Annotated in this window: 23 protein-coding genes; 20 read left to right on the top strand and 3 right to left on the bottom strand. The window is 38.0% G+C overall.

Annotation, left to right across the window (positions count from 1 at the left end):
* Positions 1 to 48: 48 nt before the first annotated feature.
* The 6 genes from BMY14_RS16720 to BMY14_RS16695 are packed head-to-tail and all read left to right on the top strand — an operon-like array spanning position 49 to position 5,971.
* Complete coding sequence (locus tag BMY14_RS16720; RefSeq protein WP_091834342.1) at positions 49 to 2,022, top strand: TonB-dependent receptor plug domain-containing protein; 1,974 nt, start codon at positions 49 to 51, stop codon at positions 2,020 to 2,022.
* 48 nt (positions 2,023 to 2,070) lie between these two features.
* Entirely contained in the window at positions 2,071 to 3,066 is a 996-nt protein-coding gene (locus BMY14_RS16715) for an apurinic/apyrimidinic endonuclease family protein (RefSeq protein ID WP_091834340.1), read from the top strand.
* Positions 3,067 to 3,068: 2 nt separating this feature from the next.
* Entirely contained in the window at positions 3,069 to 4,004 is a 936-nt protein-coding gene (locus BMY14_RS16710; protein ID WP_091834337.1) for an ABC transporter substrate-binding protein, read from the top strand.
* Positions 4,005 to 4,054: 50 nt separating this feature from the next.
* Positions 4,055 to 4,333, top strand: a complete 279-nt coding sequence (locus tag BMY14_RS16705; protein WP_091834334.1) for a hypothetical protein — start codon at positions 4,055 to 4,057, stop codon at positions 4,331 to 4,333.
* A 31-nt stretch (positions 4,334 to 4,364) separates the two neighbouring features.
* The gene (locus tag BMY14_RS16700) at positions 4,365 to 5,231 is read left to right on the top strand and encodes an ABC transporter ATP-binding protein (RefSeq protein WP_091834332.1); all 867 of its coding nucleotides are present in this window, start codon (positions 4,365 to 4,367) and stop codon (positions 5,229 to 5,231) included.
* Positions 5,231 to 5,971, top strand: coding sequence for an ABC transporter permease (locus tag BMY14_RS16695; protein WP_019554100.1), 741 nt, complete (start codon positions 5,231 to 5,233; stop codon positions 5,969 to 5,971). The genes BMY14_RS16700 and BMY14_RS16695 overlap by 1 nt, the downstream gene beginning before the upstream one ends.
* A gap of 43 nt (positions 5,972 to 6,014) precedes the next feature.
* Here BMY14_RS16695 and BMY14_RS16690 read toward each other — a convergent pair whose 3' ends face one another.
* Positions 6,015 to 6,434 (bottom strand): DUF805 domain-containing protein, encoded by a 420-nt coding sequence (locus BMY14_RS16690; RefSeq protein WP_091834329.1) that lies wholly within the window; start codon positions 6,432 to 6,434, stop codon positions 6,015 to 6,017.
* 211 nt (positions 6,435 to 6,645) lie between these two features.
* Between BMY14_RS16690 and BMY14_RS16685 the strand changes: the two genes are divergently transcribed.
* The 4 genes from BMY14_RS16685 (at position 6,646) to BMY14_RS16670 (ending at position 9,149) form a co-directional block, all read left to right on the top strand.
* Complete coding sequence (locus BMY14_RS16685; RefSeq protein ID WP_091834326.1) at positions 6,646 to 7,071, top strand: Fur family transcriptional regulator; 426 nt, start codon at positions 6,646 to 6,648, stop codon at positions 7,069 to 7,071.
* Between the two features lie 36 nt (positions 7,072 to 7,107).
* On the top strand, positions 7,108 to 7,890 hold the full coding sequence (locus BMY14_RS16680; RefSeq protein WP_407635978.1) for a metal ABC transporter ATP-binding protein: 783 nt from the start codon (positions 7,108 to 7,110) through the stop codon (positions 7,888 to 7,890).
* Positions 7,890 to 8,735 (top strand): metal ABC transporter permease, encoded by an 846-nt coding sequence (locus tag BMY14_RS16675; protein WP_091834324.1) that lies wholly within the window; start codon positions 7,890 to 7,892, stop codon positions 8,733 to 8,735. Before BMY14_RS16680 ends, BMY14_RS16675 begins: the two co-directional genes overlap by 1 nt.
* A gap of 147 nt (positions 8,736 to 8,882) precedes the next feature.
* Positions 8,883 to 9,149, top strand: a complete 267-nt coding sequence (locus BMY14_RS16670; RefSeq protein ID WP_019554105.1) for a late competence development ComFB family protein — start codon at positions 8,883 to 8,885, stop codon at positions 9,147 to 9,149.
* A 44-nt stretch (positions 9,150 to 9,193) separates the two neighbouring features.
* Here BMY14_RS16670 and BMY14_RS16665 read toward each other — a convergent pair whose 3' ends face one another.
* Positions 9,194 to 10,546: a hemolysin family protein gene (locus tag BMY14_RS16665; protein WP_091834321.1), complete on the bottom strand. Its 1,353-nt coding sequence runs from the start codon at positions 10,544 to 10,546 to the stop codon at positions 9,194 to 9,196.
* A gap of 365 nt (positions 10,547 to 10,911) precedes the next feature.
* Here BMY14_RS16665 and tig point away from each other — a divergent pair, with 365 nt between their 5' ends.
* The 10 genes from tig to BMY14_RS16615 all read left to right on the top strand — a co-directional run bounded on the left by tig (position 10,912) and on the right by BMY14_RS16615 (position 22,156).
* Positions 10,912 to 12,198 (top strand): trigger factor, encoded by a 1,287-nt coding sequence (tig, locus tag BMY14_RS16660; RefSeq protein ID WP_019554107.1) that lies wholly within the window; start codon positions 10,912 to 10,914, stop codon positions 12,196 to 12,198.
* Between the two features lie 33 nt (positions 12,199 to 12,231).
* Complete coding sequence (gene clpP, locus BMY14_RS16655) at positions 12,232 to 12,837, top strand: ATP-dependent Clp endopeptidase proteolytic subunit ClpP (RefSeq protein ID WP_019554108.1); 606 nt, start codon at positions 12,232 to 12,234, stop codon at positions 12,835 to 12,837.
* 12 nt (positions 12,838 to 12,849) lie between these two features.
* Positions 12,850 to 14,121 (top strand): ATP-dependent Clp protease ATP-binding subunit ClpX, encoded by a 1,272-nt coding sequence (clpX, locus tag BMY14_RS16650; protein WP_019554109.1) that lies wholly within the window; start codon positions 12,850 to 12,852, stop codon positions 14,119 to 14,121.
* Positions 14,122 to 14,329: 208 nt separating this feature from the next.
* Positions 14,330 to 16,648 (top strand): endopeptidase La, encoded by a 2,319-nt coding sequence (lon, locus tag BMY14_RS16645; RefSeq protein WP_091834318.1) that lies wholly within the window; start codon positions 14,330 to 14,332, stop codon positions 16,646 to 16,648.
* Complete coding sequence (yihA, locus tag BMY14_RS16640; protein WP_019554111.1) at positions 16,641 to 17,270, top strand: ribosome biogenesis GTP-binding protein YihA/YsxC; 630 nt, start codon at positions 16,641 to 16,643, stop codon at positions 17,268 to 17,270. Before lon ends, yihA begins: the two co-directional genes overlap by 8 nt.
* 73 nt (positions 17,271 to 17,343) lie before the next feature.
* Positions 17,344 to 17,817: a siroheme decarboxylase subunit alpha gene (ahbA, locus tag BMY14_RS16635; protein WP_019554112.1), complete on the top strand. Its 474-nt coding sequence runs from the start codon at positions 17,344 to 17,346 to the stop codon at positions 17,815 to 17,817.
* Positions 17,818 to 17,825: 8 nt separating this feature from the next.
* Positions 17,826 to 18,302 carry a siroheme decarboxylase subunit beta gene (gene ahbB, locus BMY14_RS16630; RefSeq protein ID WP_019554113.1) on the top strand — a complete coding sequence of 159 codons (477 nt, stop codon included), beginning with the start codon at positions 17,826 to 17,828 and terminating at the stop codon, positions 18,300 to 18,302.
* A 163-nt stretch (positions 18,303 to 18,465) separates the two neighbouring features.
* On the top strand, positions 18,466 to 19,653 hold the full coding sequence (locus BMY14_RS16625) for a pyridoxal phosphate-dependent aminotransferase (RefSeq protein WP_026329367.1): 1,188 nt from the start codon (positions 18,466 to 18,468) through the stop codon (positions 19,651 to 19,653).
* A gap of 218 nt (positions 19,654 to 19,871) precedes the next feature.
* The gene (gene yjeH, locus BMY14_RS16620) at positions 19,872 to 21,137 is read left to right on the top strand and encodes an L-methionine/branched-chain amino acid transporter (RefSeq protein ID WP_177177639.1); all 1,266 of its coding nucleotides are present in this window, start codon (positions 19,872 to 19,874) and stop codon (positions 21,135 to 21,137) included.
* Between the two features lie 104 nt (positions 21,138 to 21,241).
* A complete protein-coding gene (locus BMY14_RS16615) occupies positions 21,242 to 22,156 on the top strand; it encodes a LysR family transcriptional regulator (RefSeq protein ID WP_091834312.1) in 915 nt (304 codons plus the stop codon).
* A 136-nt stretch (positions 22,157 to 22,292) separates the two neighbouring features.
* Here BMY14_RS16615 and BMY14_RS16610 read toward each other — a convergent pair.
* The coding region (locus BMY14_RS16610) for a transposase (RefSeq protein WP_177177638.1) at positions 22,293 to 22,483 on the bottom strand (191 nt) is incomplete at its 5' end.

Below are 22,483 nucleotides of genomic sequence, written 5' to 3'. Positions count from 1 at the left end.
GTTTGTTTTAGTCATGTTATTTAAAAAATAAAGGGAGATTTTGCAGTTATGCGATTGAAAACAAAAAGAAATAGAAAACAATATCATATGCTAATAATGGGAATAACACTGCTTTTAGGGACATCTTTTACTACGGTACATGCAGAGGATATGACGGAACCCATTCAAGATACAGTTCTTGATCCAGTTGTAGTGACCGCCAACCGGATTCCAACCAAACGTTCTGATACCGCGGCCAATGTTACGGTGATTAGCTCTGACCAGATAGCAGCGAATCATTATGCATCTCTTGCAGAAGTTTTACGGCAGGTAAATGGTATTGTAGTGACAGAAGCTTCGATGACAAGGCAGGATTTAGTGAGAATTGACGGGGATGACCGCGTTTTGGTAATGATCGATGGTCGTCGTATGAATATGGATAAAGGTGCATCAAGTAATCGTGCCAGTATTGATTTAAAGACAATTGCCAGTATGCAAAACATCGAGCGAATTGAAATCATAAAAGGGGCTGGATCAACCTTATATGGTTCTGATGCAGTCGGCGGTGTGATTAACATCATAACGAAAAAAGGAAAAAATGTTAAATCAGAATCGACGTTGGATATGAGTATCGGATCTTGGAAAACGCAAAATTATGATTTGACCAATCAGGGCAGCCAGGCTGATTGGAGCTGGTTTGTTACAGCTGGACTGCAAAATCAAGACTATATGAAATATAACAATTGGAAAAATGATACTACTACCAGAATGGGAAACAGCGATTATGCGAAAAAAAATGGAACGGTGCGTCTCGATAAAAAAATAAATGATGCTTCTTCTTTGACATTTAATTATGAGCATATGACAGATGATTCTGGTCAATGGAATGAAGCCTTCGGGTATAGTAAGTATGGCATGTCAGCGAATTACTTACACGATCGCATGGATAAATTAGTCAATAATGCTGCTTTTACATATCATTATAAAGAAAATACAGATGCTTCAAGTTATTTTCGCTATTATCAAAATTATACAACACAAGGATTTAATGATATAGATGGTGGTGCTGGCTATTCCCGTTATAGTAATAAAATGACAGGATTTGACTGGCAGGACAATTGGTTAATTGGTCAGAATCATTTTGTTGCTGGCACAGAATGGCATCAGACAAAAATTAATAATGGTGCATTATCCGGCGGGGATTATCTCGATAAAAAAATAACCAATAAAGCTGTTTATTTAGAAGATACCATCCAATTGACAGATCGTTTAACGTTTGTACCAGGAGTTCGCTATGATGATCATAGTATGTTTGGCGGTCAGACTACACCAAAAGCGGCACTGAATTATAAAATTGATCCTAAAACGAATATGTATGCATCTTGGGGTAGAATCTTTAATGCACCGAATGCGGATGATTTGTTTTGGCATGATCCTTATGGATATATGCTTGGCAATCCTGATTTGCAGCCGGAAACCGGTTATAAAACCACGTTTGGTATAAACAGGCAGTTTGATGAAAAAACAGCAGTTTCGTTAAGTGCTTTTGAAAGCAAAATTCATAATGCGATTGGATGGGTAGAGATCGATCCGACCAATTACATTTACGAAGCCCTTAATGCCGATGAACAAAAAAAACGCGGCATTGAATTTACTGTCAATCATAAATGGAGTGATAAATGGAGTGTAGATGCAGCTTACTCTTATATAAAAACAGAAACAAAATCTTCCGATAACTACAACTGGGATCAAAATAACAGCAGTCCGAATGGCTATAATTTTGGGGTACATTATCATGATGCAAAATGGGATAATGCAGTAAATGTGAGTGGCGGCAGCGGTCGGAGCTTACAATATTTCACTGCCAGCAATTACTGGATTTGGAATGCCAATGCCAATTACAAGATTACGAATGCCATGACGGCGTATATTAAAATTGATAATATTACAAATAAAGCATATGAAATTACTGGCAATAAAGCCGTTGGTGCTTATCCGATGGCCGGTCGCTTTATGGAAGTTGGCGTTAAATATACTTTTTAAGTAATGTATTATAGAATCGGTGAGACAATAAAAGGGTGCTTTTCAGTTATGGAACTTGAAACGTATAAGGGAGGGTGTCTTATTTTAGAATTAGTAAATTTATCCAATTATCCCACTGATACGAAAGATTTGATTATGAATCAAGCTTGTTGTCTGGAGCATTTTTTAAATACATATCATTTGGACGGCATTGAGCTGATGCTTTGTAAGCCATGGCAGGAAAATTTGCACAGGCCAGAGTGGATTAAGGGCATCCATCTGCGTTTTTGGTTTAATTGGTTTGATTTTTGGCGGCAGGATTATACGATTTTACACAAAGAAATAGGAAATGCCGATTCGATTTCGGCCTGTTATGGTGGCTTAACGCGTCAAGCTTGGCTAGATGTATACCGGGAAAATATTGTGCAAGCAGCAGCGACACCCGCCGAATACATGGTCTTTCATATCGCACAAGTTCGTTCAAGCGAAGTTTTTAAGTATTGCTTTTCGGCCACGAGTCGTGAAGTTGTGACGGCTGCTGTTGAGGTGATTAATGAAATTACGCGCGAATTGCCTAATGATCGATTGTTGTTATTTGAAAATTTATGGTGGCCTGGTTTGACGCTTTTAGATAAAGATTTAGTCGAATATCTTTTTCAGAATATCGAGCACAAAAATAGCGGTATAATGCTCGATACGGGGCATTTGATGAATACCAATTTAGATTTAAACACGCAGGCGGAGGCCGTTGATTACGTTTTAAAAACGGTAGAGGATTTAGGGGAATACAAAACGAAAATTCATGGTATTCATTTGCATTATTCTTTATCAGGAAGATATGTGAAACAGAAAAAACAATTTTGTACGGATGATCCTACGGATCCAGTTCAGTTGATGAATCATATTTTGCAGATTGATCAGCATCTGCCGTTTACAGATTCATCGGCCAAAAAAATTGTTCAAATGGTGTGTCCTGATTATTTAATTCATGAATTTGTTCAACGTTCCAGCGTGGATTGGCAGCAGAAAATAACCATACAAAAATCTACGATGGCAGGTGTATAATAATGAAGTGCAAGATTATAATGGTACTGTTATTTAGCATTGTAGGGCTGTTTTTTAGTGGTTGTGGCAATAATGCAGTTAAACTTGAACAAAATACTGGCTATAAGGCAGTCGACTCACATGAGCAGGTTGTGGAAATGTTGCATAAGCCGCAGCATATTGTTTCTTTGACTTTATGCAGTGATGAAATTTTACTTTCCTTAGTTGATAAAGACTGTTTAGCGTCGGTATCATCACTCGCGGCAAACCCGTCTATTTCAAATGTCGCTGTGCAGGCAGAAGGCTTGCCTATGCTTGAAAATAAAAGTATTGAGGCGATTTTGGCTAAAAATCCAGATTTGATTATTGTGGGTGACTGGCTGCCAGACGATTTTATTGTGAGTCTGCGTGAATTAAATGTGCCAGTGTATGTATATAAAACGCCGCAAACCATTGCTGAGGTCAGAACTTTGGTTTTGGATATGGGGATTATTGTTGGTGAAACTGAAAAAAGTAAAAAAATTGTTGCAGATATGGATGCTGTATTAACTCAAATAACGAATAAAGTTCAGTTGATTCCTGAAAATCAAAAAAAGATGGTCATGGCCCTGTCTTTTATGGGGTGTTATGGCGGAAAAGGCAGTATGCTGGATGATATTTATAAAAACGCGGGTGTCATCAATGGAGCGGCTTTGGCCGGACTTGAGAAAAATGATGTGTTAGCGAAAGAACAGATCGTGGCAATGAAACCTGATATTTTGATGATTCCAACATGGGATTATGCAGGGGAGGACATTGCGCAGTTTAGAAATTCTATATTGACGGACCCGGCCTTACAGCATATTCCAGCGGTTATGAATCATCATTTAATTCAAGTTAATGATAAATATACCTATTCGACATCACAATATGTAGTTTTTGCAGTAAAAAATATTTTTGAAGCAGTCTATGAAAAATGATAAATAATATGCTTCAACATGGTAAAATAAAAAGTACTGGAGGGGATTTTATGTCAAATTTTACAAGCATACCGTTTACACCGCTTCGCGAACGAATTGCAATAGATCAGCCAGAGCTGTTGGTGGGGTTGGATCAAGTGAGGGAACGAATTGGTGAAGCCGATTTTGATAAATATATTAATTCATTGATCAGCCTCAAAAAGAGCGGTGATCTTCTATTGCTTATCACCGGAAAAACGATGTATTATTCAATTATTGAACAAAAATTCATTCCTGTATTGAAAGCTTGTTTTAATGTGAGCAAAGTGCGCGTCGTTAGTCAGGGATAATGAAGTTTAGAGAAAAATCGAGGTGAAGTGGTTGATCAAAATAGAAGGATTGGTAAAAAAATACCAGCATAAAAATGCTCAAAATAAGAATGAATGGAAAACAGTTGTAAATGATTTGAATTTACATATTGAGCCGGGGGAAATCTTTGGTCTGTTAGGTCCAAATGGTGCAGGAAAAACAACGACGATTCGTATGCTTACGATGCTCACCCAGGCAACATCCGGCGAGATTATGTACAATGGTCTCAATGTAAAACACGATCAGGAGGCAATGAAAGCCCTGATCGGAGTTGTGCCGCAGCAGATTAATTTTGATCAGGATCTGACAGTTGGTGAAAATATGGAACTACATGCTCGGCTGCATCATATGGGAAAAGAAAATAGAAGGCAAAGGATTGCTGAACTTTTAGAATATGTTGAACTTTCCGATCGTGTGAATGATAATGTACGTTTGTTATCGGGAGGAATGAAACGCCGGCTTTTGATTGCCAGGGCCCTCATACATAATCCAAAAATTTTATTTTTGGATGAACCAACGGTGGCGCTTGATCCTCAGGTGCGGCGCCGCATTTGGGACTTGATTCGCCGGATGCATCGTGAAGATGTTACGGTTTTATTAACAACACATTACATCGAAGAGGCGGAACATCTTTGCAATCGTGTGGCGATTTTGAATAAAGGAAAATTAATTGCATTGGATTCACCGAAGGCTTTGTGTGAACGGGTAGGCCGTTATGTTGTGGAATGGGATGCACTGGATGAACGGGATTTTCGATTTTTTATGACAAGAGAAGCTGCTGCTGAATTTGCTGCAACAGTGGATGCAGCTACAACAATTCGACGTTCGAATTTAGAGGATGTGTTTGTTGAGCTTACCGGCAGGAAGGTGAATGTTTGATGCTGTATGATGTTTGGACGGTGTTTTGGCGGGACTGGGTTGTCTTGAAACATCGCATGATTAAATTTATCTTAAGTCGTATGGTAGCGCCTATGCTTTACCTTGTTGCGTTTGGGTGGGGACTTGGCCGCAGTATGCCGCCGATTGGTGGTGGGTCGTATATTGATTTTCTGGTACCGGGTATCTTGGCCCTGAATTCGATGAATATCAGTTTCAATAGTATTACGCCTGTACATTCAGAACGCATTTATCATAAAAGTTTAGAGGAATATTTGGTAGCACCAATTCGTCCGCTGGCGTTTATTATCGGCAAAATTTTGGCGGCGGTTCTGCGTGGACTTATTTCTTCCGTTATTATTGTTGTGCTGGCCTATCTGTTTGGGGCAAATTTTATGATTACACCGCTTTTTGTTTTAGTATTAATATTTAATTGTATTATTTTTGCTGAAATTGGCTTTGGTGCGGCGATGACGATTCATTCTTATGAAGATATGGGACGCTTTAATACATATATTCTGCTCCCAATGTCTTTTTTATGTGGAACATTCTTTGCGACCGATAAACTGCCGCTTGCAGCTAAATATTTTGTGGAGCTGCTGCCGCTTACACATACCAGTTATTTATTACGCAATATTGGTGCAGGACATGATTTTTCTTTGCTATCTGCTTTTGTGTTAGCTCTATATATGTGCGTAGGTTTATTGGTTTGCATTTGGGCTATGCGTAAAATTAAGGAATAAAAAAACGACTGGGTAAAGATTTTCATCTTTACTCAGTCGTTTTTTATGAATTGGTTGTCATAATTCGTTGTTGTTTGGCTAATGGGTCTTTGCCAAAGCGATTTTCCCCTTTTGTTCCTTTGATTGATAATAAGCATAGGGAAAAAATAACAGGGATTGGAAAATAAAGGATAAGTCCGATGATCATCCACCAGCCTTTAAAATTGAAATCATGTAAACGTCTAATATAAAGAGATGCAATAAAAGGTAAACTGAGTATGGCCAAAAATGTGATGCACGCTTCATTTACAGTAGTTAGGCTGTCATTAGCGCCAGTAGCGGATAGATAAGTACTGACAACAAAAGATAAAATTGCCGCTGCAAGACCAAATACTACGCCGACTGTGAAGATTTGCATGAAGTATTTCTTTCGGTTTAAACGACCGCTAAATGTTAAATAATTTTCTTTGAAGCTTTCTGACATGAATGAAGCAACTCCTTTTGTTGATCAAGATAAAATTTTTCTTACCGTTTCACGTATATTCATTTAAAGTATAGAGAAAATTACAAGAATATGCAATGATTAATATTTATTGATCGATTTTATGGCAGAGTCCATAAAGAATTATCTTAACAGAGATCGCTATATATGTTACAATACTATATACAAAAATTACGATTTAGGAAGTGTGGAAATGGAAAAAAAGCTTTCTATCCTGCGCGAAAAAGGCTATAAAATTACTCCACAGCGTCGAGCTGTTATTACGGCGTTAGAAGAGTTCGGAAAGTTTCCCACAGCCCAGAACATTCTGGAATCTGTCAAAAAAACACAACCGGATGTGTCACTGGACACGATTTATCGAAATTTAACGCTGCTGGCAGAAGTAGGGATCGTGCATGAAATCCATCGTCATACTGGCAATATTTACGAAATAGTAACCCCAGGACATCATCACCATCATTTAGTTTGTACCGAGTGCGGCAGAACGGAATGTCTCGATATTTGTCCAGTAAATGACGCTTATGTACGTGAGGCAGAAAAAAAAGGTTTTCAGATTACCGGGCATACTTTTGAATTTTATGGAATTTGCCACGACTGTAATACTGGAAATAAAAAGTAACCAATAGTAGAAAGGTTGTTGTTTGTGTTCAATAAAATGATACATCATAATGCGCCGTCTGGTGAAGATTGTACGAAATTATGTTGTACTAAAATAAAAAATTTTGGTGTAAAAATCGGTAAAACCGATATTTTTAGTCAGGTAAATATTCATATTCATTGTGGCCAGCTGACGGCATTGATAGGACCAAATGGTGCGGGCAAAAGTACATTGCTCAAGGCGATTTTGGGTGAGGTCGGGCATACAGGGGATCTTCATTATGTGGATGCCAAAGGGCAGCATACAGGCCATCCAGTTATTGGCTATGTGCCACAGTATTTGAATTTTGATGTGAGTTCACCGACGAGTGTTATGGATATTTTTATGGCTTGTTTAACGAGTCGACCTGTGTGGTTATGCAGTTCTAAAAAGTTGCGACCACGTGTCCTTGCTGGTCTTAAACGGGTGAAAGCAGAGCATCTAATCGATCGGCGCTTAGGGGCTTTATCAGGGGGAGAACTACAGCGTGTCCTTTTGGCGTTATCACTGGACCCGATTCCTGATTTATTACTTTTAGATGAACCTGTTTCTGGCGTTGATCAAAACGGATTAGAACTTTTTTATGAAATTGTTGCGGATTTACGCGAAAAGGAAGATATGGCAATTATTTTGATTTCACATGATTTAAATCTGGTAGCAAAACATGCTGATCAAGTGGTTTTGCTCAATAAAAAAGTGGTTTGCCAAGGCACACCACATGAGGTTTTTAAAGATGAACGAGCCAAAAAAATTTTTGGAATGCTGATTGCTCCAGCTGAAGAAAAAGGAGTGGAGGCATAATGTTAGATACAATTTATATGTTGCTAAATTCTTTATTTCCTTTTCAATGGATGGATCATACCTTTATGAAAAATGCTTTTTTAGCAGTGGTTATGATTACGCCGCTGTTTGGTCTTTTAAGTACGATGGTGGTCAGTAATCGCATGGCTTTTTTTTCGGATTCACTGGGGCATGGTGCATTTACAGGGATTGCTATTGGCGTGCTGCTGGGAGGCGTGGAACCATTGGTGTCATTGGTTATTTTCTCCATTTTATTTTCCCTGCTCATTACGTATATCAAAAGTAAAAGTAGTGCCTCAACCGATACGATTATTGGTGTTTTTTCTTCGACAGCGATTGCTATGGGGTTAATGATGATGTCGTATGGTGGTGGATTTAATAAATTTTCATCGTATTTGATTGGTGATTTATTAAGCATAAAAACAGAAGAACTTTTAGCACTGCTGTTTGTCTTTGTGTTGGTGGTGTTTGTTTGGGTCCTCATCTTTAATCGATTTTTGATGATCAGCATCAATACATCATTTGCGGCAAGCCGCGGTATCAAAACGATGTGGATTGAAATGGGATTTGCTGCTGTTTTGGCAGTTGTTGTGGCGATAAGCATTCAATGGGTTGGTCTTTTGATTATCAATTCGATGTTGGTTTTACCAGCGGCAGCAGCTCGAAATATTACAAATAACGTAAAACAATATCATCTAGTGTCGGTGCTTTTTGCTTTGACTGCCGGTTTGGCAGGGCTCATTTCCTCCTATTATACCAATACGGCAACCGGTGCTACGATTGTAGTTATTTCAGCAGGACTCTTTTTTATTACGTTAGCGTTAAAACCGTATTTTATTCGTTGAGACATGAGGCAAAAAGCAGATTATTTTTTAATTGATTTTCTTTGCCAGATAGTATACGCTTAAATTGAATTATATCTTACTCGATAAAAATAAATTCTTGTTGGCAGTAAAATAAGTTTGTATAAAATAGTAGAGGAGATATGGGCTGTGAAAATCAAAAACAGTATGGAAGATTTTGTTTTTTCCAAAATAAACGCAATATTGGCGGAGTATGGTGATGTTTGTAAATGTGAGAAATGCAGGACTGATATTGCTTTGCTTGCTTTAAATCATTTGCCACCGCATTATGTTTGCAGTGACAAGGGAGATACACTAACTCGCTTGAATCTATATCAACCGGAAAATGAAGTGGACATGATTCGTGAAATTGCTAAAGCTGTTGAGATTGTTAGTGTGAATCCACATCATTCATAAATAAAAAAGCATCGTTCAAAATTTTATTTTGAACGATGCTTTTTTTAAACGGGAAGCTCTGATTCTGTTTTTTCACCAGATGGTTCTTTATCAGTGTCTTCTTTTATAACCATGATTTTATCTATACGGGCTCTATCCATATCAAGAATTTCAAACGTAAAATTATTCCACGTGAATTTCTCTGCTTCTTTTGGAATATAACCTAAATAGGAAGTAATGAAGCCTCCCATGGTTTGATAATGATCAGGGTCCTCATCGGGTAATTCATCTAGTTCAAACTGTTCCTTGAAATCGTCAATCGAATATAGACCATCTACCAGCCAGGATTGATCATCACGACGAATGATCTGAATTGGTTCTGGTTCATTGTTTAATGAGATATCACCAACAATTCCGGAAATGATATCTTTTATCGTGATAAAACCGACGACACCGCCGTATTCATCAAGTACAATCGCTTCATGTGTACCCGTTTCTTTAAATTTTTCTAAAACACGAAAAGACTCCATAGACCGAGGAATAAACATCGGTTTGCGAAGATATTTTGCCAAATTTAAATCCTGTTTATTAATGGCAGCATTTAATAAATCTTTTGCATAGAGTACACCAGCAAAGTCATCGAGATTGTCTTTGCCGACAGGGAAGATCGTATCAGGATTTTCTTTAATCAGTTCTAAATTATGCTCGAGTGAATCGGCAAGATCCAGCCAAAACATCTGCGTGCGTGGTCTCATTAAAGCATAAGCCGTCTGGTCGCTCATATGGAAAATTCGATCCACCATATCCTGTTCTGTTTTTTCAAAGGTGCCATCTTCAGTGCCTTGTTCAATTAGGTTTTTCACTTCATCTTCGGTTACAGCATCCTCAACGCGTGGATTAATGCCACAAATAGCAAGTACCATATTCGTGGAGGCGGAAAGAAAATGGACAAACGGTCTAGTAGATAATTCCATTTTATTCAATAATTTAGCAAAATGAAGCAGAATGGTTTCAGGGCTGTTGCCAGCAATTTTTTTCGGTACGAGTTCGCCGATGATCAGATTTAAATAGGTGATAAATACAACGCTGCAGATAAAAGCAATTAAATCAGCATAGAAATTATCAATCGAGAGAGTTGATAACAATCCTGATAAAATTGGCGCAAGTTCAGCGCCGGCTAAAGTACCAATTAAAATACTCATTAAGGTTATGCCAATTTGCATGGCCGAAAGAAATCGTTCTGGATCATCCATGATTTTGCTAGCCAGCTGTAGTTTACGATCATCATTGTTCGATAGTTTTTCAAGCTTGCTTTTATGGGTTTCTAGTATCGCGGTTTCGGTCAGAACAAAAAAGCCATTTGCAATAATACAACATAAAGTTAATGCGAGTTTAATACTCGTCTCGGGACTGTCCAAGAAAAAGCCACATCCTTTTTTTATTTAAAAATTATATACTTACATTAGAAAAAATTTTTAATTTTTGATATTAAGTATTATTATACCATATTTTTTAAGATATAGTTTAGATATTATTTGAAATGAAACTATAAGTTAAGCTGCATTAAATATTCTATATGTCAATCGTCAGGAATGGGTATAGGACCGAGTGGCGTCTGTCATTTACTATATGCATGCAATTTACTTGTTTTTGGCTAATAATTATGATATGATGCACTATATGGCGTATTGTGCTTTAGACTATAAATTGGTAGTTCGGCAAAGTTTACGTAAGCCAGAGAAAAATAATGAGTTGTAGGAAAAACAGGAGGTCATTGTATATAATGAAAGTTACTGCAGAAAAAATAGACAATCATCAAGTTGTTTTAGAGATGGAAGTACCACAAGCGGAATTGAGCAAAGCAATTGAAAAAGCTTATACTAAGCTTGCAAATAGAGTGAATGTCCCAGGGTTCCGTAAAGGTAAAGCACCACGTAAAATTTTGGAACAACGCATCGGCAAAGAAGCAATTTTGGATGAAGCTTTTGAATTGCTTGCTCCTAAAGCATTTAATGATGCCCTTACGCAGGAAAATATTGAACCGGTAAGCCGTCCTAAAATTGACGTTGTGACTTTGGAAGAAGGTAAAGATGTTGTGTTTAAAGCAACTATTACTGCAAAACCAGAAGTTACACTTGGTGAATATAAAGGTTTAACTGTAGCAAAAACAACTGTAGAAGTTAAGGACGAACAAGTAGAAGAACAAATCAAACAAATGCTGGATCATCATTCGAAAATGGTTACAGTTGAAGATACGATTGTTGCAAAAGATGATTTTACAACGATTGATTTCAAGGGCTTTGTTGATGACGCTGCTTTTGATGGTGGGGAAGGTAAAGATTATCCACTCCAAATTGGTTCGGGAAGCTTCATTCCTGGTTTTGAAGAACAGTTGATTGGTGCTACAGTAGGTCAGGAACTTGATGTACATGTAACATTCCCTGCAGAATATCACGCAGCAAATTTAGCTGGTAAACCAGCTGTGTTCAAATGCACAGTAAATAATATTAAACGTAAAGAATTGCCGGAACTTGATGATGCATTTGCTAAAAAAGCAAGTTCATTTGAAACGGTGGCTGAGCTTAAAGCCGATATGAAAGATAAACTGGAAAAAAATGCAGTCGTAAAAGCTGAAAATGATAGAAAAGCAGAAGCTCTTAAAATTGCAACTGAAAATATGACAGTGGATATTCCAGATGAAATGATTGATAACCGTATTAGCCATATGCTGGAAGAACTTTCAATCAGCCTTGAAAATCGCGGAATGAAATTAGACCAGTATTTACAATATGCAAACACGGATATTGCAAAATTACGTGAAACATATCGTGAAACGGCAGTCGTCAATGTGAAAACAGATTTGATGCTTGAAGCAGTAGCAAAAGCAGAAGAAATTAAAATTGAAGCAGCTGATATGCAGGTAGAAGTGGAAGCGATGGCGAAAGCTTATGGTGCAACAGCTGCACAAGTACAAAAAATTATTAGCGAACAAGGGCGTATTGGTGATTTAATGGCAACGATTATGCGCAAGAAAGCTGCACAGTTTATTGTTGATCAAATCGCAGAATAAGTTTTGCCGCTAAGAGATAACTGGGGTGATCTTATGAATTATGTACCGATGGTAGTAGAACAATCAAGCCGAGGCGAACGAGCATATGATATTTATTCTCGTTTACTTAAAGATCGTATCGTTTTTATTGGTGGACCAATAGATGATAATGTAGCAAATGTTGTTATTGCACAATTGCTGTTTTTAGAGTCAGAAGATCCGGATAAAGATATCCATTTATATATTAATAGTCCAGGTGGTGTTGTAACGGCGGGTCTTGCAATTTATGACACGATGCAGTATATCAAACCTGATGTTTCTACGATTTGTTTAGGTCAGGCCGCAAGTATGGGCTCATTACTTTTAACAGCAGGTGCCAAAGGCAAACGATATGCGCTTCCATACGCGCGTATTATGATTCACCAACCGTCAGGCGGAGCGCAGGGTCAGTCTACGGATATTCAGATTCAAGCAAGAGAAATTCTTCGCTTAAGAGAAGTTGGTAATGATATTTTAGTTCGTCATACAGGTCAGACTCGTGATAAAGTCGTATTAGATACGGAGCGTGACAGCTTTATGTCAGCTGCGGAAGCACAAACTTATGGTCTGATTGATGAAGTCATTACTCGTCCGGTAAAAAAAACCGAAAGCCCTGAATAGAGAGGTGATAACATGTTAAAGTTTGGGGATGAAAAAGGTCAACTGAAATGCTCGTTTTGTGGTAAATCACAGGAACAGGTAAGAAAGTTGGTTGCAGGTCCTGGTGTATACATTTGTGATGAATGTATTGAACTTTGCAATGAGATAATCGAGGAAGAATTCAGTGATGATGTTGAAGTCGAACTGAAGGATGTTCCAAAACCGAAAGAAATCAGGGGCATTTTAGATCAGTATGTAATTGGTCAAGATGAAGCAAAGAAATCTTTAGCGGTAGCTGTATACAATCATTATAAGAGAATCAACATGGGACCTAAAATTGATGATGTTGATTTGCAAAAATCAAATATTCTGATGCTTGGTCCGACCGGCAGCGGTAAGACTTTACTGGCACAGACCTTAGCGAAAATTTTGAATGTACCGTTTGCCATAGCAGATGCTACTTCTTTAACAGAAGCTGGGTATGTTGGTGAAGATGTTGAAAATATCTTATTGAAACTGATTCAAGCAGCTGATTACGATGTTGAAAAAGCAGAAAAAGGGATTATTTATATTGATGAAATCGATAAAATTGCCCGGAAATCAGAAAATCCTTCGATTACACGCGATGTTTCAGGCGAAGGAGTGCAACAAGCTTTATTAAAGATTCTTGAAGGTACGGTTGCAAGTGTTCCACCGCAAGGCGGACGCAAACATCCACATCAGGAACTTATACAGATTGATACGACGAATATCTTATTTATCTGCGGCGGTGCATTTGATGGTATTGAAAAAATCATTGATTCTCGTACAGGTAAAAAGAACTTAGGTTTTGGTGCCGAAATTAAGAGTAAAGAAGAACGTAAAGTCGGTGAGATTTTGAAATTTGTTCTTCCAGAAGATTTACTTAAGATAGGCTTGATTCCTGAATTTGTTGGGCGTTTACCAGTGGTTGTTACATTGGAAGCACTTGATGAAGATGTCCTTGTCAGCATATTGACAAAACCGAAAAACGCCTTGGTGAAACAGTATCAAAAGTTCCTTGATATGGATAATGTTAAATTGGAATTTGAAGAAGATGCGCTTAGAGTCATTGCAAAAGAAGCTTTAAAACGCAATACTGGTGCTCGTGGATTACGTTCCATCATTGAGTCGGTTATGCGCAATGTGATGTATGAAGTTCCATCACGTGATGATGTAGCGAAATGCACTGTGACGAAGGAAGTTGTTACAGATAAGAAAGATCCTATATTGACATTAGACGAGAAAAAGGCAAAAAAGCCTTTAACCAATGAAGAATCGGCTTAGTCAAAAGGTTTTTAAAAGGGACGTTGTATTTTTACAGCGTCTCTTTTTGGTTTATTTTCTATGAATCAATATTATAGAGGATTTTTCTGTTTTGGTTTAGAATACCAATTATTTAGGTATCAATAAAGATTCTAGTTTATGCACGATAAAAAGATGATTTACAATAAAGTGCGCATTACATAAAAAAATATAATGAGGAGGTTTTTATATGGATACGAATCGCAAAATGCCTTTATTACCGTTACGAGGAATCATGGTTTTTCCGTATATGATCATCCATTTAGATGTTGGCAGAGAAAAGTCGATTGCAGCCTTGGAAGAGGCTATGCTGCATGATCGAATTATCATGTTGAGTGCCCAAAAAGATGCAGCCATTGAAAAACCAGGACAAGATGATATATTTGAAATTGGCACGATTGCTGAAGTAAAGCAGCTCTTAAAGTTACCAGGTGGCACAATTCGTGTTTTGGTTGAGGGATTACATAGAGCTAAGATTGTGAAACATAATGAATTGGAAAAATATTATGAAGTTGAAATAGAAGAGTTTAATGAAACAGTGGAGCCGTCACTGGAATTAGAAGCTTTGACTCGAGCTGTTGTGCACGAATTTGAACAGTGGGTGAAGTTAAGCAAGAAAATTCCGCCGGAAACTTTAGTCTCTGTCGTGATTGTGGAAGATGCTGGCAGGCTTTGTGATTTAATTGCCAGTCATTTGAATCTTAAATTGGATGATAAACAAGCCTTGCTTACGGCAACGGATGTTAAAGTTCGGCTGGAAAAATTATATGAGATATTGGCGCGAGAAATGGAAGTTCTTGAAATTGAACGAAAGATAAGTGGTCGTGTTAGAAAGCAAATGGAAAAGATCCAAAAAGATTATTATCTACGAGAACAAATGAAAGCTATTCAAAAAGAGCTGGGTGACAAAGATGATAAATCAGCTGAAATTGAGGAGTATCAGAAAAAACTCGCAGAAACAAAGTATCCGGACGATGTTGTTGAACGTATCAATAAAGAACTTAGTCGTTTAGAAAAAATGTCGTCGCTATCTTCTGAAACTGGTGTGATTCGTACGTATTTAGATTGGCTGCTGTCTTTGCCATGGGACAATGCAACGAAGGAACAGCTGGATATAAAAGAAGCTGAAAAAATATTAAATAAAGATCATTATGGGTTAGAAAAGGTAAAAGAACGGATTTTAGAATATTTGGCAATTCGCAAATTATCCGATTCACTTAAGGGACCGATTCTGTGTTTAGTTGGCCCTCCCGGGGTTGGTAAAACATCTTTGGCACGTTCGATTGCCCGCTCACTAGGTCGTACTTTTGTCAGAGCATCTTTGGGTGGCGTACGGGATGAAGCGGAAATTCGCGGGCATCGTCGTACGTATGTTGGAGCACTTCCCGGGCGAATCATTCAAGGCCTAAAAACAGCAGGATCATACAATCCAGTATTTTTGTTGGATGAGATTGATAAAATGAATTCAGATTTTAAGGGTGATCCATCGGCCGCTCTGCTAGAGGTTCTTGATCCCGAACAGAACAATACGTTTAGTGATCACTACATTGAACTGCCATTTGATCTTTCAAAGGTGCTCTGGGTGGTTACAGCAAATGCAATACATACGATTCCGCGACCGCTTCGTGACCGCATGGAAATCATTCATTTGCCAAGTTATACGGAAGAAGAAAAATTGCAGATTGCTCAGCGTTATTTAGTGAAAAAACAAATAAAAGAAAATGGCTTAAAATCGGCACAAATTCAATTTTCAGAAGGAACACTGCAGAAAATGATTGCAGGCTTTACACGAGAATCGGGTGTGCGCGAACTAGAACGTATTGTTGCAAAAGTCTGCCGTAAGGTTGCTTTGCAAATTGTCCAAAAGGACAAAAAAACGGTAAAAGTAACAGCTCAAAATTTGCATGCTTTTTTAGGGAGAACTAAATTTATACACAGCAAAGCGGAAAAAGAGGCCGAAGTTGGTGTATGTACCGGTATGGCCTGGACTGAGGTCGGTGGTGATATTTTACCTACTGAAGTTACTGTCATCAAAGGCAAGGGGAAATTGATTCTGACAGGTCAATTAGGTGATGTGATGCAAGAATCAGCGCAGGCTGGACTTAGTTATATTCGCAGCCGTACCCAAGAATTGAATATTGATGCTGAATTTTATGAAAAGCAGGATATTCATATCCATCTGCCGGAAGGGGCGATTCCTAAAGATGGTCCATCGGCTGGTATTACAATGGCTACGGCTATGGTATCTGCTTTAACGGATCAAAAAGTTCGTTCGGATGTGGCAATGACTGGGGAAATTACCTTACGTGGCAGAGTTTTGCCGATCGGTGGACTAAAAGAAAAAGTAATAGCGGCATATCGTGAAGGTATCAAAACGATTATTTTACCAAAAGAAAATGAACGAGATATTGAGGATATTCCAAAAAATATAAGGCGCGAATTAGAATTTGTTCCAGTTGAACATATGGATCAAGTTTTAGCGTGTGCAATGGTGAAAGAACATGAGTGAAAAAGATAAAGTAATTATAACGCAAGGCAAATATATTGCTTCAGCGGTACAAGTGGAGCAGTATCCAGAAGACAAGATGAAAGAAATTGTTTTTATGGGCCGCTCCAATGTAGGTAAGTCGTCGTTGATCAATTCGCTTACGAGAGTTAAAGGGTTGGCCAGAGTGAGCGGGAATCCGGGTAAGACACAGACGATTAACTTTTATGAATTAGGTGCTAAGTTAGAAGACAGAGAAGATCGAATTGATTTTTATCTGGTCGATTTGCCGGGGTATGGATATGCAAAAACCGGACAGGAAAATCGTAAACGCTGGGCAAAATTTATTGATGAGTATTTGCTGAAATCTCAACAATTGCAATTTGTTTGCCAGTTAATTGACAGCCGTCATGCACCAATGCCATCGGATGTGGACATGTTTAATTGGTTGGTTAAACATAATCTTCCAGTCTTGGTTATTGCTACGAAAGCAGATAAATTGGGAAAAAATGCTCTACAAAAAAATTTGGCCGTTATCAGAAAATCATTAGGTGTACCAGATTTGGCGGTGCTGCCTTATTCTGCAGTTAAAAGTGAAGGGCGTTCAGAATTACTTGACGTCATAGGTGATGTTTTGGTACAATAAAAGAAAACATATATAAGAGGGATTTATGGTAAAAAGTTTATGCGTAAATTTTTGTTATATAAGGGGAGCGAAAATGATAAAAAAGGAACCGGTTCGTTTGACAGTGTTTGATAAAGAGTTATTGAATGTCTTACAGACCCAGTTGCCAATCAGTAAACGGCCATTTGCTGATTTAGCAGCTATGCTAAATACAGAGGAATCGATTGTGATCAATCGTATTAAAGATTTAAAAGAAGCCGGATATGTACGGCGTATAGGACCTTTTTTTGATTCGGATAAACTAGGTTACCAGGGAACGTTAATTGCCGTAAAAGTCGATCCAGCATATATGGAATCTGTTGCAACGGCGATTAACTGTTATCCGGGAGCTACCCATAATTATGAACGGGATGGTTTATACAACCTGTGGTTTACGCTGTTGACTCCCGATACCAAGCTGCGTGAGCAGATATTGGAAGAGGTGCGAAACTTGCCAGGTGTAGAAAAACTCATTAGCTTAATTGCGAGAAAAAAATATAAAATTAACGTTCAGTTTAATTTGAAGTAGGTGAAAACATGGATGCATTAGATAAAAAAATTATTCAAGCCATGCAAGATGAGTTTCCCGTTGTTGAAAAACCTTACGAAGAAATTGCTGGGCGGATTGGTATTACTGAAGCTGAACTCTTAGCTCGTTTACAGGTGTTTAAACGAGATGGACAAATTCGCAAAATGGGAGCTGTGCTTCGCCATCGTGAAGTCGGTTTTTCATCGAATGTACTGTGTGCGTGGGCGGTTCCAGAACAGCAGATTGAAATTGTAGCGCAGCAGATGTCGGAAAGTACGGCTGTTTCTCATTGTTATGATCGCAATACGATGCCCGATTGGCCCTATAGTGTTTATACAATGATCCATGGACACAGCCGTGAGGAATGCAATGCGATTGCTCAGGAGCTGGCTGAAAAAACGCATATAGTGGATCGTGTGATGCTGTTTAGTGTGAAAGAATGGAAAAAAACAAGTATGCGTTATTTTTCTGAAGCTGAAATATAAAATTATTTATACAGCCGTTTACGGTATAAAAAAAGAGATCATGCGTGATCTCTTTTTTTATACGCTGGAGGATATGGTTGATGCTTGCCTGTAAGTGTTTATAAATGTTACTATGTAAAGGTATACGATACATAACATTAAAAAAGAGTGAAGGATGATGGAAATGATAGCAGAAAAAATGTATGAATTAGGCAGTAAAAAATCGACGATTCGTACGATTTTTGAATATGGTCAAGAAAGAGCCGCCGCTGTAGGGGCCGAAAATATTTTTGACTTTAGTTTGGGTAATCCGAATGTACCAGCTCCTGATTTTATTAAAGAGGCAATCTTGGACATTTTAAATGAAGAAGAACCTTGTGCAATTCATGGTTATACGATAGCACCAGGGAATCCACAAGTTCGAGAAATTTTAGCGCAGAGTATCAATGCAAGATTTTCTACGACCTTTACGGGAAAAAATCTTTTTATGACAGCTGGCGCGGCAGCCGCCATTACGGTTGTATTTAAAGCTCTTAGCGAAAAGGCAGATGAATTTATTGCATTTGCGCCATTCTTTCCTGAATATGAATGCTTTGTGGAATCTACCGGAGCTAAATTAGTTGTGGTTCCTGCACAGATTGAAGATTTTCAAATTAATTTTGCTGAATTTGAAAAAAGAATCAACAGTCATACGAAAGCGGTTATTGTCAATTCTCCGAATAATCCAAGTGGTGCTGTATATTCCGAAGCTACAATACAAAAACTGGTGGCAATTTTAGAAGAAAAATCGGCACAGTATGGACAGCCAATTTTCTTGATTTCGGATGAACCATACCGTGAAATTGCGTATGATAACATAGAAGTTCCTTATCTAACGAAATATTATAAAAATACATTGGTTTGTTATTCCTACAGCAAATCTTTTTCCTTGCCGGGCGAAAGAATTGGTTATGTAGTCGTTCCAGACGAACTTGTTGATTTCAACAGAATGTATGCGGCTATCGCTGGGGCTGGCCGTGTTTTGACTCATGTCAATGCACCGTCATTGTTTCAAAAAGTGGTAGCACGCTGTGCGGGCAAACCTTCTGATATCAGCACGTATGTGACAAATGGTACATTGCTTTATAACGGGTTACTTGAAGCGGGTTTTCATTGTGTAAAACCGCAGGGAGCTTTTTATCTTTTTCCACAATCACTTGAAGCAGATGATGTTGCTTTTTGTGAACGAGCAAAAAAATATGATCTGTTATTGGTACCAGGCCGTGATTTTGGTTGTCCGGGGCATTTTAGGGCTTCTTATTGTATAAATACAGATACAATTCGTCGTTCTTTGCCTTTATTTAAAAAATTAGCGGCAGAATACAATAAATAAAATCAATGACTTTAATAAACAAAGAATATGATATATAAATAGGAATAAATAAAAGATTATGGTTAAAATACCTAATCTTTTATTTATTGTAGGCAGTTTCACCTTATAAAACGTTGAACTTTATAAAACGATGTAGTATACTATTCATGCTAATGATTTAAATAGTAATTTACTGAATTACAGTATAAATTTAGGCATTATGAATGGTGGAGGTTATTATGTCAAGTTTAACGAAAAGTTTAAATGTATATCAGGGTGTGGGGATTTTAGTTTCGACACTGCTGGGGTCTAGTATTTTTATCGTGCCAGCGATGGCGGCTTCCTTAGCAGGTGAGAAATCAATTATAGCATGGCTTTTAACGTTGCTTTGTATTTTGCCAGTAGCTTTTACTTTTAGTAATTTAGCAGCACTTTATCCAAGTGAAGGTGGAACAGCGTTTTTTATTCGTCAGGCATTTAATGGTCAGTTTGAGCGTTTTACGTCGTGGCTTTTTTTGGCAGCGATGCCGATCGCACCTCCCATCATTTTAATTACCGGTATTTCTTATTTAGGGGCATTATGGAATTTAAATGAATTCCAGCTTTTTTTAGCAGAGAGTTTTTCTTTGTTGGCATTGTTTATAATCAATCGGTATGGAATTAATTTTATGAGTAAATTAAACACCTTTATCACGCTGGTGACACTAGCTGTTTTAGCTTGCTTAATTGGCAAGGCGGGGCTTGCTGGTGCTTTTGCACGTCCCATAGATCTTTCAATGTCCTGGTCTGATTTAGGAATAGTCATCCCGGCAGTCAGTTTGATTTTTTGGTGTTTTGTCGGTATCGAAGCAGTCGTTCATTTGGCGGGGAGTTTCAAAAATGTTAAGCGGGATTTTCCTTTGACGATTTTGATCAGTATTGGCATTGTAGGGGGGCTGTGTATTTTGTTGGGACTCATTGTCCTGAAATATCATGCCTACGGAAATCCTGTATTAAATGCTAACTATATGGTCTTTTTATTTAATATATTATTTGGCTCAGCCGGTAAAATATTTGTTGCTGTGATGGCTTTTTGCACTTGTTTAGCTGCGGTTAATTTATATTTGGTGAGTTTTTCAAAAATGCTTTATGCTATGAGTATGACTGGCGCGTTACCAGAATGTTTCCAGAAATTGAATAAAATGAGTGTTCCCATACCGGCAATGCTGCTATGTTATAGTATTGTTTTTCTTACCTTGTTGGTGAGGCAATTAATTGGTTTTCAGCTTGAAGAACTTATTTTATATGCCAATGTTATTTTTATGGCTGTCTATTTGCTGGCTTCTTTAGCCGGGGTAGTTTTATTATCGGGGCTTAAACGTGGGATGGCTTGTTTGTCGACTCTTTTATGTTCTTGTTTATTTATATCACTCGGGATTAAGTGCATCTATGTACTCCTTTTATGTATAGGCGTGATGATCATAGATTATATTTGGTATCACCACCAACGAATGATTCAAGCTTAAAACACGGCTTTCTTTTCTTTTGCAGGAGTTTGTTAGAATTTACGGAATATTATATAATAATAAGTAAAGGTCGTAATATTATGATTGCAAAAGGAAGAAACTGAATGATCGATGAACGGGAAATGAAATATATTTTACAAGTTGCGGAAGAATTAAGTTTTTCACAAGCAGCAAAAAAACTTTATGTCAGTCAGCCATCGTTGAGCCAATGTATTAAAAAAGTTGAAATGGAAATTGGGGTGGAATTGTTTGATCGGCGAACCAGCCCATTGACCCTTACGTTTGCGGGTAGTCTATATATAAAAAAAGCAAAGCAGATTCAAACAATTCAGCAAGACTTGCTAAGTCAGATTGAAGACCTTTCAGATTTAAAACGGGGGCATCTTAAGATAGGAACTTCGTATTCAAGGACGGCTTATTTGTTGACGAGGATCTTACCGGAATTTCGTATCCGTTTTCCGGGGATTGACATCAGTTTGGTTGAAGGTACAACAACAGAATTGCAGGAGTATGCAGCGAGTGGCATGACCGATCTTTCTTTTGTTTATCTGCCACTCAAAAACGAAGAACTTATTTATGAACATATCGTCGATGAAGAGATTTTGCTGGCACTCCCCGCGAATCATCCGATTAGTCAAAAATTTTCGCCGCAGGAACAAACGAGCCCTTTTCCGAAAGTTTCCTTTGCTGCCTTTGCAAATGAACCTTTTATTGTTATGAAAAATAAACGTAAAATGCGGGAAGCTTTTTTAACTTTATGTGAAAAAACAAAAACGCATCCGAATGTGATATTACAGTCGAATAGTTTAGTTTCAGCACAGTCCTTAGTGGCTGTTGGTGTTGGAGCTACGCTGGTCACAGATACATTGGCTCTTTATAATAAACTGGCTACGAATCCATGTTATTTTTCGTTGATTGAGCAAATAGAACCGCGCCACATGGTGGCAGCGTATCCTAAAAAAGTACGCTTGTCAAAAGCGGCGGATGCTTTTTTGCAACTAATAAAAGAATATATGTAAATAAAAGGGGATGTGACAAAATGAGAAATCATTTTGTCCACATCCTCTTTTTCTATGCATATTGAGTAAACAAGCGGGCAATTACCTTAAAAAGGGTACACAACCCCTTTCCCCATAAAAACTGTTTTTCTACAGTTTATGCGGCTTTCTTCAAACGTAGTCTTTTATTGTGGTATTTATAAAGATTATGCCCGATAGAAACCAGGAAAATCTCTAAACGTACTTGTTCCATGCCTTTTCGAACGATTCTTTTGTACCAGCGGTTATTTTTCATGATGCCAAAAGTACCTTCGGATTGAATGGAGCGATTCATACGAAGAAGCGCTC

This window comes from Propionispira arboris (assembly GCF_900109225.1).
In the GTDB taxonomy this organism is placed as follows: domain Bacteria; phylum Bacillota; class Negativicutes; order Selenomonadales; family Selenomonadaceae; genus Propionispira; species Propionispira arboris.
The sequence above is the reverse complement of the archived record's forward strand: the minus strand, read 5'-3'. Positions and strand labels throughout refer to the sequence as shown.